We start from the raw sequence: 15,436 nt of genomic DNA on the forward strand, positions 1-15,436 counted from the left end.
GGGCGGCGCCGTGATCGTCGAACGGCGAAGCACCGTGGACGCGCCAGTGGAACAGGTCTGGGCCCGCATCGTCACCCCCGAGGGCATCAACGACGAACTGCGGCCGTGGATGACCATGTCGATGCCGCGGGGCGCGAAATCGTTGACCGTCGAAACCGTTCCGGTCGGTGAGCCCATCGGCCGCTGTTGGCTGCGGTTGTTCGGCGTGATCCCGTTCGACTACGACAAGCTGATGATTGCCGAGTTGTGGCCGGGCCGTGGGTTTTCCGAGGCTTCGACGATGCTGAGCATGCGGATGTGGCGCCACGAGCGCACCCTCGAACCGGCCGGTGAGGCCAAAACCGTTGTGCACGACCGCCTCACGTTCGAGCTCCGGGCACCGCTGCGCCCGCTGGCACCGGTGATCGCGGCCGGTGTCAACGCGCTGTTCGGCCATCGCCATCGTCGGTTGGCGCGGCACTTCGCGGGCGGGTCAGCGGATCCGTCGCTCCCGGTCTGACTTCGGCCACACGTATGGCAGATCGTCGGGCACGTCGCCGAAGTGCGGCCGGTAGTGGTCGGGGTCCTTACGCATCAGCGAGGACTGGTGGCTGCGATGAAATGCCGCGTCGCCCAACCAGGGTGGCAGTTCGTCGGCGGCGGCCAACTGCTCCTGCTGCCGTACCACGGTCAGGCCGGCGCCCTTCGCCAGATCGGTGACCAGCGTCGCCGCGCAGGTGTCGGCGGCACCGGTTTGGCACCACACCGCGCACACGTCGAGCCCGTAGCGGACCAGCGCCTCCTCGTATCCCGCCCACATCGCGGCGGCGGGATGATGGCGCCAGCCGTAGCCCGGCACGGTCAGCGCCCGCAGGATCTGGATGGTCTCGACCCGCTGCTTGCCGAGGCGGCGTCGGTCGAGCACCCGCGCCGAAGCCTCGAATCCGGAGTACGGCAGGAATGTCTGCACGCCGGAAGGTACCCGGCGTAGCGCCTGCCGAAACGTCCTCAGGAAGAGGTGCCGGCGTACCGTTTCGGAAACCACCCACCGGCGCGCCGAATACCCTTGTGCCAGTTCACAACTGCATGAGCGGTGCGGAGGGCCTCGGCGTCAGAGCGCACCACCGCGATCGATGCGGCCAGGTCGTGCAGCCCGTTCATCGAACACTCGTAGCCGATGCGGTGCGTCAAATCCCGCAGCCAATCGATGGCGCGCGCGTGCTTGTCGTCGGGGGTGTGCCGCACATCGCAGACCACCAGCAGGCGCTGGGCTCCCGTGGCGATCGCGGTGTCGGTCACCGCCTCGCGGATCTGCGTCTCGCTCGCTCTGTCCTGCCGCCTGACCTCGCTGAGCGCGCCGTCGCCGACGACCGACACGATCAGCCCGTCGTCGAGCACGACGATGATCGACGTGCCGGTACCCGATTCACCACTCTCGTCATCAATGACGCCATGGCGGCGGAGCTCCGCGGCCATGGACTCGTAAAGCTCCGTCGCCCGACCGAAAACAATCGGCGACGTGCCGATCTCCCGGACTGCCAACTGAGACTCCCATTCTCATCATGTGTGCTGACTCGAGCACCGCTGTGCCGCAACTGGGCGGCTATCCCGTGAGCGTTGCGCAACGGACGTCCCGTCGCACAGCGCGCTCCTGCTCTTCGGTGAGTTCGAGCGCAGCGCGGATACCGTCGCGGTACCCCGCTGCGACATCGTCTTCTGGGTGCGCGCGCAGCGCCTCGGACAACCTCTGCGAGATCGTGCCGAGCGCGGCGAGCGTCCTGTTCCTGTCGCGTTCTGACCGACCGTCGCCGTTGTCCGATACGTTCGTGAAATCCATGGCTGCGCTTGCCATTTGATCTAGAACACAAATGCGTGCGAATCGAAGTGCCGCGGTGCGCCCCTTGCGATACGCCGCGCCGCGTTCGCCTGCCGTCGACGCGTTCGCCACGTCGGCGCAGGCCTTGACCAGTGCCTTTTCGAGCACATCCAGTTCGCTCTGCTCGCTGGATGCCGCCGCTTCGCTCGGCTGGCCGGTGCGCCCAGTCACGGCGTTCACTTCTGTACGTCCCTTCTTTCGTGTCGTTAGTTGATCCATCTCCCGTAACGGCGAGTTTCCACGCAACGGCGTCGTAAAGCGCAATTTATTCGCGGGTAACTGTGCGAGCGACAATTTCTACGCTCAAATGCCTGCTTTGTGTAGTCGGCTTGCGTTAGTCCGGCACCAAGGAAAGGCGCCTACACAGTAAAATCGGCCCTGAAATTACCTTCAGAGCCGATAGTTTCTGCAGTTCAGACTAGTCAGGCCCGACCCGGCTTGCGCTTGGGCAGGAATTCCTCGGTCGCTTCGGCCTTCGCTCGTTTTTCCGCGCGCCGCTCTTTGATTGTCTTTCCGGGCTTTTTAGCAGTTTGTTTAGCCATCGTTGCTCCTTTTCACAGTGGCAACCATCACCGGCCTCGACCATACCCGAGAAAAAAATAAAAGCCAGTCTAGTAATTCGGGCGTCGACGCGGTCCGGAGCGAACCGAGATCCACTGTGCGGGCGGCGATCTTGGCGTGGCTCAGCGGACCAGAACCGCGACGCTTTCGACGTGGTGGGTCAGCGGAAACGAGTCGAAGACGCGCACCTGCTCCACCGTGTAACCGTGGCCCCGGTAAAGTCCGACGTCGCGCGCGAACGCGGCCGCCTCGCAACCGATGTGGATCACCCGGGGCACCTCGGCCTCGGCTAACAAGTCGATCACCTCGCGGCCCGCGCCCGACCGGGGCGGGTCGAGCACCGCGACGTCGGCACGCTGCCGCTGGGCCGCCAGCGCGCGGCGCACCGAATCGGTGACCACCGACACCCAACCCATGTCGGCCAGCGCGGCCCGCGCCGCACGCGACGATGATCGCGACGTGTCGACCGTGACGACCCTCCCGGTGTCGCCGACCCCCTCGGCGAGCACGGCGGCGAAAATTCCTGCCCCGCCGTACAAGTCCCACCCGGTCATCCCCGGCTTCAGCTGCGCGGCCTGCGCCACCAGCTCGCTGTAGGTCTGCGCCGCACCCCGATGGGCCTGCCAGAACGCGGTGACCGGCACCCGCCAGGTCCGCTGCCCGACGCGCTGCACGGCCTCGTAGTCGCCCTCGATCACCTGGGTCGCGCCCCTGCGCGCCGCACGCGGCGCGGACTGCACGACGTGCCGGTGCCCGTCGTCGTCGAGCGCGACGTGCACGTGGGAGCCGGCCGGCCAGCTGCGGTCGTTCAACCCGTCGAGCATGCCGACCGGCAGTTGCGCACAACCGAGTTCGGTGATGACCTGCGAACTGTGGTAGCGGTGAAAGCCCAGGCGGCCCTCGGCGGAGGTGTGCAGCCGCACCCTGGTGCGCCAGCCCGTGGCCCCGGCACCGCCCACCGGCTCGGCAGTGGCCTGGTCCTCCTCGATCCACCGGTAGCCACCGAGGCGGGCCAGTTGGTTGGCGACGACGAAGCCCTTCAGCCGGCGCAGCGCCTCGGGCGCGGCGAACGCCATATCGCAGCATCCTGCGCTGTCGACCCCGGCGATCGGGCACAGCGAGTCGACCCGGTCCGGCGACGGTTCGATTACCTCGACAACGTCTGCGTGCCAGTACTTCCCGCGGTCAGCGACCACACGCACCCGCACGGTCTCCCCGGGCAGCGCGTGCCGTACGAACACGACGCGGCCGTCGTGGCGGGCCACGCAGCTGCCGCCGTTGGCCGCGGGCCCGGTGGTGACGGTGAGGTCGTCGCGGGCCGCGTCGATCGGTTCGCTCACTCCAAAAATCCCCTGCGCGCGTCACCCGGCGCGGACTGCCGCTGCAGGGTTTTGAGCCGCTCCGACGAACTCAGCTGCCACGGCACCGATGTCACCATCACGTTCGGCTCGAACAGCAGCCTGCCCTTGAGCCGCAGCGCACTCTGGTTGTGCAACACCTGCTCCCACCAGTGCCCCACGACGTACTCCGGAATGAACACGGTGACGACCGTACGCGGTGACTCCTTGGACACCCGCTTGACGTAATCGAGGACGGGCCGGGTGATCTCCCGGTACGGCGACGCGATCACCTTCAGCGGAACGCTGATGTCGCTGTCCTCCCACTTGTGCACCAGGGCGCGCGTCTCGGCGTCGTCGACGCTGACGGTGATCGCCTCCAGAACGTCGGGGCGGGTGGCTCGGGCGTAGGCCAACGCGCGCATGGTCGGCAGATGCAGCTTCGACACCAGCACGATCGCGTGATTGCGGCTGGGCAGCACCATGTCGCCCTCGTCTTCGGCCGCCTGCTCCTCGAGTTCGCGGGCCACCGCGTCATAGTGCCGGTGGATGAGCTTCATGATCCCGAACAAGATGGCCATCGCCAGAATGGCGATCCAGGCCCCGGCCACGAACTTGGACACCACGACGATGATCAGCACGGTGGCCGTGCATACGAAGCCGATCGTGTTGATCACCCGCGACCGCATCATCCGACTGCGCAGCGCGGCGTCGGTTTCGCTGCGCAGCAGCCGGGTCCAGTGCCGCACCATGCCGATCTGGCTGAGCGTGAACGATACGAACACCCCGACGATGTAGAGCTGGATGAGCGCGGTGACCTGCGCCTGAAACGCCACCACGAACGCGATCGCCGCGAACGCCAAAAACAGGATGCCGTTGGAGAACGCCAGCCGGTCCCCGCGGGTGTGCAGCTGGCGCGGCAGGAAACGATCCTGCGCGAGAATCGATCCCAGCACCGGAAACCCGTTGAAGGCGGTGTTGGCCGCCAGCACCAGGATCAGCGCCGTGACGCCCGCGATGAGGAACGACCCGACCGGGAAGCCGTGGAACACCGTGTCGGCCAACTGGGCGACGAGCGTCTTCTGCTGGTAGTCCGGCGGTGCGCCGACCAGTTGTTCGTGCGGGCGCTCGGCGATCTGCACACCGGTCGCCTTGGCCAGCATGATCATCCCCATGAACAGCGACACCGCGATCAGACCCAACATCGTCAGCGTGGTGGCCGCATTGCGTGACTTGGGCTTCTGGAAGGCCGGCACGCCGTTGCTGATCGCCTCGACACCGGTCAGGGCCGCGCTTCCGGACGAGAAGGCCCGGGCGACCAGAAAGACCAGCGCGAAGCCGAGCACACCGCCGTCCTCGGCGTGCATCTCGAAGTCGGCCGACTCGGCCCGCAGCGGGGTGCCCAGGATGTAGACCTGGAACAATCCCCAGCCGAGCATGATGTACATGCCGATCATGAAGGCGTAGGTCGGGATGGCGAACGCGGTGCCCGACTCGCGGATGCCGCGCAGGTTCATCGCGGCCAGCAGCAGGATCGCGATCACCGCGAACAGCACCTTGTGGTGGTTGATGAACGGAACGGCCGACCCGATGTTCGACATCGCCGAGGACATCGACACCGCGACGGTCAGCACGTAGTCCACCAGCAACGCGCTGGCCACCGTGAGCCCCGCGGTGGGGCCCAGGTTCGTGGTGACCACCTCGTAGTCGCCGCCACCCGACGGGTAGGCGTGCACGTTCTGCCGGTAGCTGGCGATGACGACCAGCATGACCACCGCGACGGCCAGCCCGATCCACGGCGTCATCGAATACGCGGAAAGGCCGGCGACCGAGAGGACGAGGAAGATCTCCTCAGGTGCGTAAGCCACCGACGACAACGCATCCGAGGCGAACACCGGAAGGGCGATCCGCTTCGGCAACAAGGTGTGCGAGATCCGGTCGCTGCGGAACGGTCTGCCGAGAACCAACCGCCGTGCGACGGTCGAAAGCTTGGACACGAGTGCCAACACTAAGCCTGAAGTCCGATAACCGTCGGGAAGCGGTAGCGTTCCGACTGCGCGGGTTGGAACAGGAAGGACCGACAGTTGCGGGTAGTGGTGATGGGCTGCGGCCGGGTGGGGGCTTCGCTGTCAGACAGCCTGGCCAGAATCGGCCACGACGTGGCGGTGATCGACCGCGACAGCACCGCGTTTCACCGGCTGTCCCCCGAGTTCCCCGGGGAACGGGTGCTCGGCATGGGCTTCGACCGCGACGTGCTGCTGCGGGCCGGTATCGAGGAGGCCGGTGCGTTCGCCGCGGTGTCCTCGGGCGACAACTCCAACATCATCTCGGCGCGGGTGGCGCGTGAAACGTTTCGCGTCGAGCGGGTGGTCGCCCGCATCTACGACGCCAAACGCGCCGCGGTGTACGAACGGCTGGGCATCCCGACGGTGGCGACCGTGCCGTGGACCACCGACCGGCTGCTCAACGTGCTCACCCGCGAAACCGAGACCGCGAAATGGCGCGACCCCACCGGCAACGTCGGCGTGACGGAGTTGGCCCTGCACGAGGATTGGGTGGGTCGGCGGATGACCGATCTGGAGGCCGCCACCGGTGGGCGGGTGGCGTTTCTGATCCGGTTCGGCGCGGGCGTGTTGCCCGACACCAAGACCGTCATCCAGGCCGGCGATCAGGTGTTCATGGCCGCCGTCGCCGGGCATATCGCCGAAGCGCTGGCGATCGCGGCGTTGCCGCCCAGCGAGGACATCGAGGGTTAGAGAGCCATGAAAGTCGCCATCGCCGGTGCCGGTGCCGTCGGCCGCTCCATCGCCCGCGAGCTCGTCGAAAGCCACAACGTCACCCTGCTCGAACGCAACCCCGACCACATCGATGTCGACGCGATCCCGGCCGCCCAGTGGCGGCTCGGCGACGCCTGCGAGCTCACCCTGCTGGAGGCGATCAAGCTCGAGGAGTTCGACGTGGTGATCGCGGCCACCGGTGACGACAAGGCCAACGTCGTGGTCAGCCTGCTGGCCAAGACGGAGTTCACGGTGCCCCGGGTGGTGGCCCGGGTCAACGATCCCCGCAACGAATGGCTGTTCGACGAGAGTTGGGGCGTCGACGTCGCGGTGTCCACGCCGCGCATGCTGGCCTCGCTGGTGGAAGAGGCCGTCGCGGTCGGTGACCTGGTGCGGCTGATGGAGTTCCGCAAGGGTCAGGCCAACCTCGTCGAGATCACCCTGCCCGACGACACCCCGTGGGGCGGAAAACCGGTCAAGCGCCTCGAACTGCCCCGCGACTGCGCGCTGGTGACGATCCTGCGCGGCCCCCGGGTGATCGTCCCCGAGGGCGACGAGCCGTTGGAGGGCGGCGACGAGCTGTTGTTCGTGGCGGTCGCCGAGGCCGAGGACGACCTGAAGGCGTTACTGCTGCATCCCGCGCCGCGCTGAGCTCAGCGCACGACGCGCGCCGGTGGCGGGGTGGCCCGGTCCGAACAGCGCGCCAGGGCGCCGGCCTCGACCTGGCTGACGTCGCCCAATGCGTTGCGGATGCCCAGCGCCGACACCGCGCCTGCGAGCGCGAACAGGCCGGCGGTGACCAGTGCACCGCGCCGGAACCCGTCGAAATCGATTGTGCTGCCGACGATCACACCGGTGAACGCAATCGCGATCAGGCCCGCGATGCGGGAGATCGCGTTGTTGATCGCCGACCCGATTCCGCTCTGAGCGCGTTGCACCGCGGCCAGCACTGCCGCGGTCAGCGGCGACACCGTGATCGTCAGCCCGAGCCCGAACACCACCAGGCCGGGCAGCATCTGTGTCCACAGGTCGAACGGTTCGCGCGTCGTGGCCATCAGCACATAACCGAGCGCCGCGACCATCGGGCCGACCGCCATGAAAAGCCGCGGGCCGTACCTGCCCGCCAGCGCGCCGAAGCGAGGGGCCAGCAGAAACGACAGCACCGGGACCGGCAGGGTGGCCAGCCCCGCCTGCGTCGCGGTCAGCCCCGCGGTCTCCTGCAGGAACAGCGCGACGATCAGCAAGCCCAGCGACACCCCGGCGTAGAGGAACACGGTGGCCAGGTTTCCGACGGCGAAGTTGCGGGCGCGAAAGATCTGCAGCGGCATCATCGGCTGCGGGGTCGTGCGCTCCCACCACGGGAACGCGCCGAGGCAGGCCAGCCCGGCCACCAGGCTCACCACCACCGCCGGATGCGAGAAGCCCAGGCGCTGGCCCTCGATCAGCGCGTACACCACGCCGCTGAGCCCGGCGGCGTTCAATACCGCCCCGACGACGTCGACCTGTCGCCAGCCCGCGTGGCCGCTCGGCGCGGCGGACCGGTCGCCGGACAGCTTCGTCGTCAGATACAGCGTGACCGCCAGCGGCACGATGTTCACCCCGAAGATCCACCGCCAGCTCAGCGCGTCGACGAGCACGCCGCCCAGCAGCGGTCCGATCACGAAAGCCGTTCCGGTCCAGGCGGTCCAGGTGCCGATCGCGCGGGCTTGGTCGGCGCCGGAGAACCGGGCGTTGATCATCGCCAGCGAGCTGGGCACCAGAAACGCCGCGCCGACGCCCTGCAGGCAGCGCGCGGCGATCAGCACCCAGCCGGTGGGCGCGAACGCGCACAGCACCGATGACACCGCGAACACGACCAGGCCGGTGCGCAGCACGGCCAGCCGGCCGAATTGATCGGACACGGCCCCGGCGACCAGGATCAGCGCGCCGAGGGTGAGCAGGTAGCCGTCGACCACCCACTGCTGAAGCGCCAGCCCGGCGCCGAACTCCCGGCTGATCGCCGGCAGCGCGAGGTTGACGACCGAACCGTCCAGGAACGCGACGAACGAGGCGAGTACGGCGACCGCGATCAGCGACCGGTCGGTGTTGTCGGCGCGGGGCCGACGTCGACCATCGGCCTCAGTAGGCATCCGGTTGGGCCACGCCGTCACGCTCGGTGCGAGCGGCGTCGGGCGCAGCTGACGCGGCCTCGCTGGCGCGGATGGCGCGCTGCGCCGCGCGGATCGCCAGGTAGGTGACCAACGCGGCGATGGCGGTCAGCGGCCAGCCCATCGCGATGCGTGCGGCGCCGAGCCAGCCGGTCTGGTCGGCGTCGTAGAGGTGGTGTTGTACGACGAACCGCGAGGCGAACACGAGCACCCAGACCAGCGTCGCGGCGTCGAACACCCGCACCGCCTTGCGCACGTCGCGCCAGCCGCGGTCATGTCCGCTGACCCAGGCCCAGACGACGCCGACCACGGGCCTGCGCACGAGCACCGACAGCGCGAACACCGACGACCACACCAGCGATGTCCAGATGCCCAGCAGGAAGTAGCCCTTCGACTCCCCCATCACATAGGCGATCAACGCGCAGATACCGACACCGAAGAACCCGGAGATGGCCGGCTGCGCGGTCTCGCGGCGCGCCAACCGCCAGATGAGGATCAGCGCGGCCACCCCGAGCGCCGAGACGATCGCGGCCGTCAGCCCGAACAGTGAGGACACCGGAACGAACGCCAGAACGGGTAACGAGGAGTAGATCAGCCCGCTGATCCCGCCGACCTGGGCGAGGATGGCGTTGGCCTTGTTGCTCGGTTCACCCGGTACGGTTCCGGGCTCGCTCACTTCTGAATCTCGTAGTGCGGGTTGTAGATGGCCTTCGATCCGTTGTCGAGCTTGCCGACGCGCCCGTGCACCCGCAGGGTGCGGCCCGATTCGATGCCCGGGATGCGGCGCTGGCCCAGCCAGACCAGCATCACCGAGTCTGTGCCGTCGAACAGTTCGGCCTTGACCCCGGCGGCACTGCTCTTGCCGTTGCACTCCACGCTGCGCAGCGTGCCGACCATCGTCACTTCTTGACCCCGCTCGCAGTCGATCGCCTTCTGCGCGCCGGTGCCGGCGGCTTCGTCGCTGAGCTCTTCGACATCGAGTTGCTCCGGGTCCTCCGTCAACCGCCGGGTGAGCCGGCGAAGATACCCCTCGGCCGTAGCCATGGCGTCTCCTGACTTAATGCAGATCTACCGTAGATCTACCCCAATCAACGCCACCGTAGACCTGTTGGTTCCGATATGCCACGCGGGGTCGACTCGCCACGCCGGGCAACTTCGCGGCAGGGCACGATCATGTGATGGACGTCATTCTGCGCGGGGTCACCGCGGTTCTGCTGCCCGGTACCGGATCCGACGACGACTACGTTCACCGGGCCTTCTCGGCCGCGCTTGAGGACGCCGGCGCGGTGATGGTTACGCCTGCGCCGCAACCCGATCGTCTCGTCGCGGGCTATCTCGATGCGCTGGACGACGCCGCCCGGGAGGGTGTGATCGCCGTCGGCGGGGTGTCGATCGGGGCTGCGGTCGCCACCGCGTGGGCGTTGCAGCATCCGGCTCGCACGGTCGCGGTGCTCGCGGCGCTGCCGGCGTGGACGGGCTCCCCGGAAACGGCGCCCGCCGCGATGGCTGCGCGCCATTCCGCGCAGTTGCTGCGCGCACAGGGTCTGGACGCGGCCACCGCGACGATGCGGGCGTCGAGCCCGCGGTGGCTGGCCGACGAACTGGCCCGCTCGTGGGCCGGGCAATGGCCGTCGCTGCCCGATGCGATGGAGGAAGCCGCCGGTTACGTCGCGCCGACCTGCGAGGAGTTGGCGCGGCTGGCCGTCCCGATGGGGGTCGCCGGGGCCACTGACGACCCGGTCCATCCCGTCGACGTCGCACGTCAGTGGGTCGCGGCGGCGCCGCGGACCGCGCTGCGCACGATCACGCTCGACGAGATGGGCGTCGACCCGGCGGTGTTGGGCGCGGCGTGTGTGGCGGCGCTACGCGCCTGCGATTTCGGTGTAGTTGGTCACGGTGAGCGTGACGAAGTACACCGAAATCGCTAACCGCCGGTGATGGTGCGCAGCTGTTGCATGGCCGAGCCCTGCACGCTGCGCCGCGCGGACGGCTCGGCCAGCGGCGGCTGTTCACCGCTCTGCTGCGCCTGCTGGGCGGCGGCCTGCTCGGCGGCCAGGCGCAGTTGCTCGGCCATCGGCTCAGGCAGTTCGACGGTTAGCGGGGTACGTACCGGCATCGGGGTATCTCCGCGTCGAACTACGGTGTCCGCCAAGGCATTTCGCGCCTCTTCGGCGAGCGCGTCAACGCTCTGCTGGGTGCCGTTGACCACGCAGCGGATCATCCAGCGGTAGCCGTCGACGCCGATGAACCGCACCACGCCGGCCTGGGCGGGATCCCCGGCTGCGACGCCGACGACCTCGCGACCCCACGGGCCGTCCTGGATGCTGACCGAGGGCACGTCCTTGCGCAGCGAGTCGGCCAGTTCGCTGGCGATCTCACGCCACAGCCCTGTCGATTTGGGCGCCGCGTAGGCGGCGATGGTGAACCGGCCGTTGGGTGTGACGACCCAGACCGCGCTGGGCACGCCCTGTTGGCTGACCTCCACCTGCACCTGGCCCGCCTCGGGCAGCGGGATCAGCACCGAGCCCAGATCCAGCCGGCCCACCGTGGCCACCGATGGGTCGTCGAAGTCGTCGATGTCGAAGGGGCCTTCGAGCTCGTCGCCGGTGTCGGCGACCTCGGAGGTGTCGTCGTCGTTGTCTCGTTTACCGAATGCCATCACAAACTCGCATGTCCGCCGGAGGAACCGTGGCCACCGTCGCCACGGGAAGTGTCAGCAAGGCCCGCCTCGTCGAATGACGTCACCTCCACCAGCTCGGGCAGTTCGACGCGCTGCACGAGCAACTGTGCGATCCGGTCTCCACGGTGCACGATGATCGGCGCCTGGGGGTCGAGGTTGATCAGCGCGACCTTGATTTCACCGCGGTAGCCAGCGTCAATGGTACCGGGACTGTTCACGATCGAAAGCCCAACGCGGGCAGCCAAACCCGACCGGGGGTGGACCAGGCCGACCATCCCGTGCGGGATGGCGACCGCGATGCCGGTCGCGACGAGTGCGCGCTGACCGGGCGCCAGTTCGACATCGACTGCACTGTAGAGGTCGACGCCGGCATCGCCGTCATGGGCACGCTGCGGCATCGGCAGATCAGGGTCCAGACGCACGACCGCCAGAGTGGTGGACACGACGTCAGAGATTACTCTTGGCCGCGTGTCGGACACGCGTGCCACGTCGCAAACCGTGCGCTATCGGGAACGGTTGTGGGTGCCTTGGTGGTGGTGGCCGCCGGGTCTGGGCCTGGCCGCGCTGATCGCGTTCGAGGTGAACATGGGGGTGACCGGTGTGCCGAACTGGCTGCCGTTCGCGGTGCTGCTGCCGGTCGCCGCCGTCGCGCTGCTGTGGCTCGGCAGGACCGAGGTGCGCGTGGTCAGCAGCGTCGACGACACCGAATTGTGGGTGGGCGCGGCGCACCTGCCGATGAGCGTGGTCTCCCGTTCGGCCGAGGTGCCGCGCAGCGCCAAATCCGCCGCGCTGGGCCGCCAACTGGACCCGGCGGCCTTCGTCATGCACCGTGCGTGGGTGGGCCCCATGGTTCTTCTGGTTCTCGATGATCCCGACGATCCCACGCCGTACTGGCTGGTGAGCTGTCGTCATCCGGATCGTGTCCTGTCCGCGCTGCGCGGACCGCAGTAGTGGCGCCGACCACCGAAACGGCACCGTCAGGCCGCGCAGTCGGTGCAGAGCATTACGCCGTTCTTCTCGCTGGCCAGTCGGCTGCGGTGATGCACAAGAAAGCAGCTGGAGCAGGTGAACTCGTCGGCCTGCTTGGGAATCACGCGCACCGACAGCTCCTCGCCGGAGAGGTCGGCACCTGGCAGCTCGAAGGATTCCGCGGACTCTGACTCGTCGACGTCGACGACTGCAGACTGGGCCTCGTTGCGCCGCGCCTTCAGTTCCTCGAGTGAATCCTCTGAGACATCGTCGGTCTCAGTTCGCCGTGGGGCGTCGTAATCCGTAGCCATCCTCGTCCCCTCCGATAAACCTTGCAGCAGAGCTTTGTACCAGCGTCGAACGCATCCACCAAATGATTCGTGCCCGTAATGACACACGTTCCACTGTGATTTACGTCACACACTGGTTGACGCCGCCCGAGGGACTCTAGACCACTGCCTCTAGAGTGCAACCGTGGTCGCGCAAATCACCGAGGGCACCGCGTTCGACAGGCATGGTCGCCCCTTCCGTCGACGCCATTACGTGCCGGCCATCGTGATGTTCGTCGCGTTGGCGGTGGTGACGCTGTTCGTGTGGGTCGTCGCGCTGAACCGGCCGGCCGACGTGCGCGAGGCCGCCGTGTGCAACCCGCCACCGGCCGTGACGGATCCCGACGCGCCGCCGCCCCCGCCGCTCGGGGAGCAGGTGTCGCGCACGGAGATGACCGACGTGACGCCGGCCAAGCTCGCCGACACCAAGATCCGGGTCCTCAACGCCAGCGGCCAGGGCGGTCAGGCCGCCGAGGTGGCCGGCGCCCTGCGCGATCTGGGGTTCGCCGATCCCACCGCGGCCAACGACTCGATATACGTCGGTACCCGGCTCGAGTGCCACGGCCAGATCCGGTTCGGTCCGACCGGGCGCGCCGCGGCCGCCGCGGTCTGGTTGGTGGCGCCGTGCACCGAGTTGTTCCAGGACGACCGCCCCGACGACACCGTCGATCTGGCGCTCGGCACCGAGTTCACCGAGCTCAGCAGCGGCGACGACATCAAGGCGATGCTGTCCAGCCTGCGCCCCGATGCCACCCAGCCCGCCGACTCCGCGCTGCTGTCCAAGATCCACACCGCGGCCTGCTAAACACTGCGATTTCGGTGTAGATCGTCACGTCTGGCGTGACCATGTACACCGAAATCGCTACGGGAGGCCCAACGCGTCGATGAGCGCGTCGGCGATGGCGGGCGCGCTGGCCACGAGCGGTCCCGGCGTTCCGGCGCCACCGTCGGCGGCGGGCAACCGCACCGTCGCGCCCGCCTCGGTGGCGATCAGCGCACCTGCGGCCCAATCCCACAGCTGCACGCCCTCCTCGTAGTAGGCGTCGAGCTGCCCGGCGGCCACCATGCACAGGTCCAGCGCGCACGAGCCGATGCGGCGCACGTCGCGCACCGCGGGCACGATCCTGGTCAGGACTTCGGCCTGCCGTCGCCGCCGTTCGACGTCGTAGCCAAATCCCGTCCCCACCAACGACGTTGAGAGCTCGGTGGCGGTGCTGCACCGCAGCGGCGTCGTCACACCGGCCCGCTGCAGCCGCGCACCGTGGCCAAGGGCGGCCGAGTACAGCGCCCCCTTGGCCACGTCGGCGATCGCGCCGGCCACCGACACCCCGTCGCGCTGCACGCCCACCGACACCGCGTACGCCTCGATTCCGTAGACGAAGTTCACCGTCCCGTCGATGGGGTCGAGCACCCAGGTGAGCTGCCCCTCGGCGGCGCCCGGCGATCCGCCCTCCTCCTCGCCGAGCACCGGTTCGCCCGGGCGCAGCACCGCCAACCGGTCACGCAGCAGCCGTTCGGTCTCGGTGTCCACGACGGTCACGGGATCGGTCGGGCTGCTCTTGGTCCGTACCGCCGACGGGTCGTCCGCGGCGGCGGCGCCGAACACCTCGGCGCGACGGCGCAGCACGAACGTCGCCGCCTCGCTGGCCAGTTGTTCGGCGACCGAGCGCAACTGCACGGGGTCGGAGTTGTTTTCGCTCACCTCCCCATCGCAGCACAATGTCTGTCCACGCCCGTCGAAGCCCCCGTCGCCGCCGCGCACACCCACTAAGGTGTGGGACGCACCAACAGCTCAGGCGCCTGCCGGCTCGTAGAGGAGCGTGAATGACCGCCACCGACTTCCCGCCCGTCGACCCGTCGACGGGCGCCGGTACGCAACGTCGCGGCTTCGGTGTCGACGTCGGCGGAAGCGGCGTCAAGGGCGGCATCGTCGACCTGGGCACCGGCGCGCTGATCGGTGACCGGTTCAAGCTGCCCACGCCCCAGCCCGCGACGCCCGACGCGGTCGCCGAGACGATCGCCGCGGTGGTGCGCGAGTTCGGCTGGACCGAGCGGCTCGGCGTCACCTACCCCGGCGTCGTGGTCGACGGCATCGTGCACACCGCCGCCAACGTGGACAAGGGCTGGCTGGGCGCCAACGTGCGCGACGTCATCAGCGCCCATCTGGACGGACAGCCCGTCACCGTCCTCAACGACGCCGACGCCGCGGGGCTCGCCGAGGAGAAGTACGGCGCAGGCCGCGACAACAGCGGGGTGATCGTGCTGCTCACGTTCGGCACCGGCATCGGTTCGGCGGTGATCCACAACGGCGTGCTACTGCCCAACACCGAGTTCGGCCACCTCGAGGTCGGCGGCAAAGAAGCCGAGCACCGCGCCGCGTCCTCGGTGAAGGAAAAGAAGGGCTGGAGCTATGAGCGCTGGACGCGTGAGGTGACGAAAGTGCTGGTAGCGATCGAAAACGCGATCTGGCCGGACCTGTTCATCGCCGGCGGCGGGATCAGCCGCAAGGCCGACAAATGGATCCCGCTGCTGGCGAACCGCACCCCCGTGGTGGCGGCCGCGCTGCAGAACACCGCCGGTATCGTCGGCGCCGCGATGGCCGCTGAGGTCGACGTCACAGCTACCGCCAAGTAGGCGCGCCCGACTGGGCGAATTTGCCGCTCAGGGCGGCTGCCTCGCACACTGTCGTTACAATGGTCGTCGGCGGCCGCATACCGGATAGCGGCGACATCAAACCGCCAATATTCGACAGCCAACGCTCTTCGATGGTGCACGCATCCC

19 protein-coding genes are annotated in these 15,436 nt (G+C 68.4%); 7 read left to right on the forward strand and 12 right to left on the reverse strand.

Features of this window, described 5'->3' with window-relative positions; all coding sequences use genetic code 11:
- Positions 1–10: 10 nt before the first annotated feature.
- A complete protein-coding gene (locus tag K3U96_RS15455; protein ID WP_220690281.1) occupies positions 11–499 on the forward strand; it encodes an Rv1443c family protein in 489 nt (162 codons plus the stop codon).
- Here the strand turns inward: K3U96_RS15455 and K3U96_RS15460 are convergent.
- The 5 genes from K3U96_RS15460 to K3U96_RS15480 all read right to left on the reverse strand — a co-directional run bounded on the left by K3U96_RS15460 (position 473) and on the right by K3U96_RS15480 (position 5,759).
- Positions 473–949 (reverse strand): MSMEG_6728 family protein, encoded by a 477-nt coding sequence (locus tag K3U96_RS15460; RefSeq protein ID WP_220690282.1) that lies wholly within the window; start codon positions 947–949, stop codon positions 473–475. The two genes, K3U96_RS15455 and K3U96_RS15460, sit on opposite strands and share 27 nt — an antisense overlap.
- Before the next feature lie 38 nt (positions 950–987).
- On the reverse strand, positions 988–1,521 hold the full coding sequence (locus tag K3U96_RS15465) for a hypothetical protein (protein ID WP_220690283.1): 534 nt from the start codon (positions 1,519–1,521) through the stop codon (positions 988–990).
- A gap of 61 nt (positions 1,522–1,582) precedes the next feature.
- Complete coding sequence (locus K3U96_RS15470) at positions 1,583–2,026, reverse strand: hypothetical protein (protein WP_220690284.1); 444 nt, start codon at positions 2,024–2,026, stop codon at positions 1,583–1,585.
- A 512-nt stretch (positions 2,027–2,538) separates the two neighbouring features.
- Complete coding sequence (locus K3U96_RS15475) at positions 2,539–3,756, reverse strand: class I SAM-dependent RNA methyltransferase (protein WP_220690285.1); 1,218 nt, start codon at positions 3,754–3,756, stop codon at positions 2,539–2,541.
- A complete protein-coding gene (locus K3U96_RS15480) occupies positions 3,753–5,759 on the reverse strand; it encodes an APC family permease (protein ID WP_220690286.1) in 2,007 nt (668 codons plus the stop codon). The genes K3U96_RS15475 and K3U96_RS15480 overlap by 4 nt, the downstream gene beginning before the upstream one ends.
- 78 nt (positions 5,760–5,837) lie before the next feature.
- Between K3U96_RS15480 and K3U96_RS15485 the strand changes: the two genes are divergently transcribed.
- Positions 5,838–6,509: a potassium channel family protein gene (locus K3U96_RS15485; RefSeq protein ID WP_220690287.1), complete on the forward strand. Its 672-nt coding sequence runs from the start codon at positions 5,838–5,840 to the stop codon at positions 6,507–6,509.
- Between the two features lie 6 nt (positions 6,510–6,515).
- On the forward strand, positions 6,516–7,181 hold the full coding sequence (locus tag K3U96_RS15490; RefSeq protein WP_069406636.1) for a potassium channel family protein: 666 nt from the start codon (positions 6,516–6,518) through the stop codon (positions 7,179–7,181).
- 2 nt (positions 7,182–7,183) lie between these two features.
- Here the strand turns inward: K3U96_RS15490 and K3U96_RS15495 are convergent, their stop codons facing one another.
- Genes K3U96_RS15495 through K3U96_RS15505 form a run of 3 tightly spaced genes read right to left on the reverse strand, consistent with a single transcriptional unit; the run spans position 7,184 to position 9,721 of the window.
- Positions 7,184–8,659: an MFS transporter gene (locus K3U96_RS15495; RefSeq protein ID WP_220690288.1), complete on the reverse strand. Its 1,476-nt coding sequence runs from the start codon at positions 8,657–8,659 to the stop codon at positions 7,184–7,186.
- Entirely contained in the window at positions 8,649–9,353 is a 705-nt protein-coding gene (locus tag K3U96_RS15500; RefSeq protein WP_220690289.1) for a DUF3159 domain-containing protein, read from the reverse strand. Before K3U96_RS15500 ends, K3U96_RS15495 begins: the two co-directional genes overlap by 11 nt.
- Complete coding sequence (locus K3U96_RS15505) at positions 9,350–9,721, reverse strand: OB-fold nucleic acid binding domain-containing protein (RefSeq protein ID WP_069406638.1); 372 nt, start codon at positions 9,719–9,721, stop codon at positions 9,350–9,352. Before K3U96_RS15505 ends, K3U96_RS15500 begins: the two co-directional genes overlap by 4 nt.
- Positions 9,722–9,855: 134 nt before the next feature.
- Between K3U96_RS15505 and K3U96_RS15510 the strand changes: the two genes are divergently transcribed.
- Entirely contained in the window at positions 9,856–10,605 is a 750-nt protein-coding gene (locus K3U96_RS15510; protein ID WP_220690290.1) for an alpha/beta fold hydrolase, read from the forward strand.
- Here K3U96_RS15510 and K3U96_RS15515 read toward each other — a convergent pair.
- Together K3U96_RS15515 and dut are read right to left on the reverse strand one after the other, a co-directional pair.
- Entirely contained in the window at positions 10,602–11,336 is a 735-nt protein-coding gene (locus tag K3U96_RS15515) for a DUF3710 domain-containing protein (RefSeq protein ID WP_069406640.1), read from the reverse strand. The genes K3U96_RS15510 and K3U96_RS15515 overlap by 4 nt on opposite strands.
- The gene (gene dut, locus K3U96_RS15520) at positions 11,336–11,800 is read right to left on the reverse strand and encodes a dUTP diphosphatase (RefSeq protein WP_220693540.1); all 465 of its coding nucleotides are present in this window, start codon (positions 11,798–11,800) and stop codon (positions 11,336–11,338) included. Before dut ends, K3U96_RS15515 begins: the two co-directional genes overlap by 1 nt.
- A 25-nt stretch (positions 11,801–11,825) precedes the next feature.
- Here dut and K3U96_RS15525 point away from each other — a divergent pair, with 25 nt between their 5' ends.
- The gene (locus K3U96_RS15525) at positions 11,826–12,308 is read left to right on the forward strand and encodes a DUF3093 domain-containing protein (RefSeq protein WP_220690291.1); all 483 of its coding nucleotides are present in this window, start codon (positions 11,826–11,828) and stop codon (positions 12,306–12,308) included.
- A 26-nt stretch (positions 12,309–12,334) separates the two neighbouring features.
- Here K3U96_RS15525 and K3U96_RS15530 read toward each other — a convergent pair whose 3' ends face one another.
- Positions 12,335–12,637 carry a DUF4193 domain-containing protein gene (locus K3U96_RS15530; RefSeq protein ID WP_069406643.1) on the reverse strand — a complete coding sequence of 101 codons (303 nt, stop codon included), beginning with the start codon at positions 12,635–12,637 and terminating at the stop codon, positions 12,335–12,337.
- Positions 12,638–12,800: 163 nt separating this feature from the next.
- Here K3U96_RS15530 and cei point away from each other — a divergent pair, with 163 nt between their 5' ends.
- Positions 12,801–13,460 (forward strand): envelope integrity protein Cei, encoded by a 660-nt coding sequence (gene cei / locus K3U96_RS15535; protein WP_069406644.1) that lies wholly within the window; start codon positions 12,801–12,803, stop codon positions 13,458–13,460.
- Between the two features lie 57 nt (positions 13,461–13,517).
- Here the strand turns inward: cei and K3U96_RS15540 are convergent, their stop codons facing one another.
- A complete protein-coding gene (locus K3U96_RS15540) occupies positions 13,518–14,357 on the reverse strand; it encodes an inositol monophosphatase family protein (RefSeq protein WP_220690292.1) in 840 nt (279 codons plus the stop codon).
- A 122-nt stretch (positions 14,358–14,479) separates the two neighbouring features.
- Between K3U96_RS15540 and ppgK the strand changes: the two genes are divergently transcribed.
- On the forward strand, positions 14,480–15,289 hold the full coding sequence (gene ppgK / locus K3U96_RS15545; RefSeq protein WP_220690293.1) for a polyphosphate--glucose phosphotransferase: 810 nt from the start codon (positions 14,480–14,482) through the stop codon (positions 15,287–15,289).
- The last annotated feature ends 147 nt before the right edge of the window (positions 15,290–15,436 follow it).

Source organism: Mycolicibacterium holsaticum DSM 44478 = JCM 12374, assembly GCF_019645835.1.
Taxonomy (GTDB): Bacteria; Actinomycetota; Actinomycetes; order Mycobacteriales; family Mycobacteriaceae; genus Mycobacterium; species Mycobacterium holsaticum.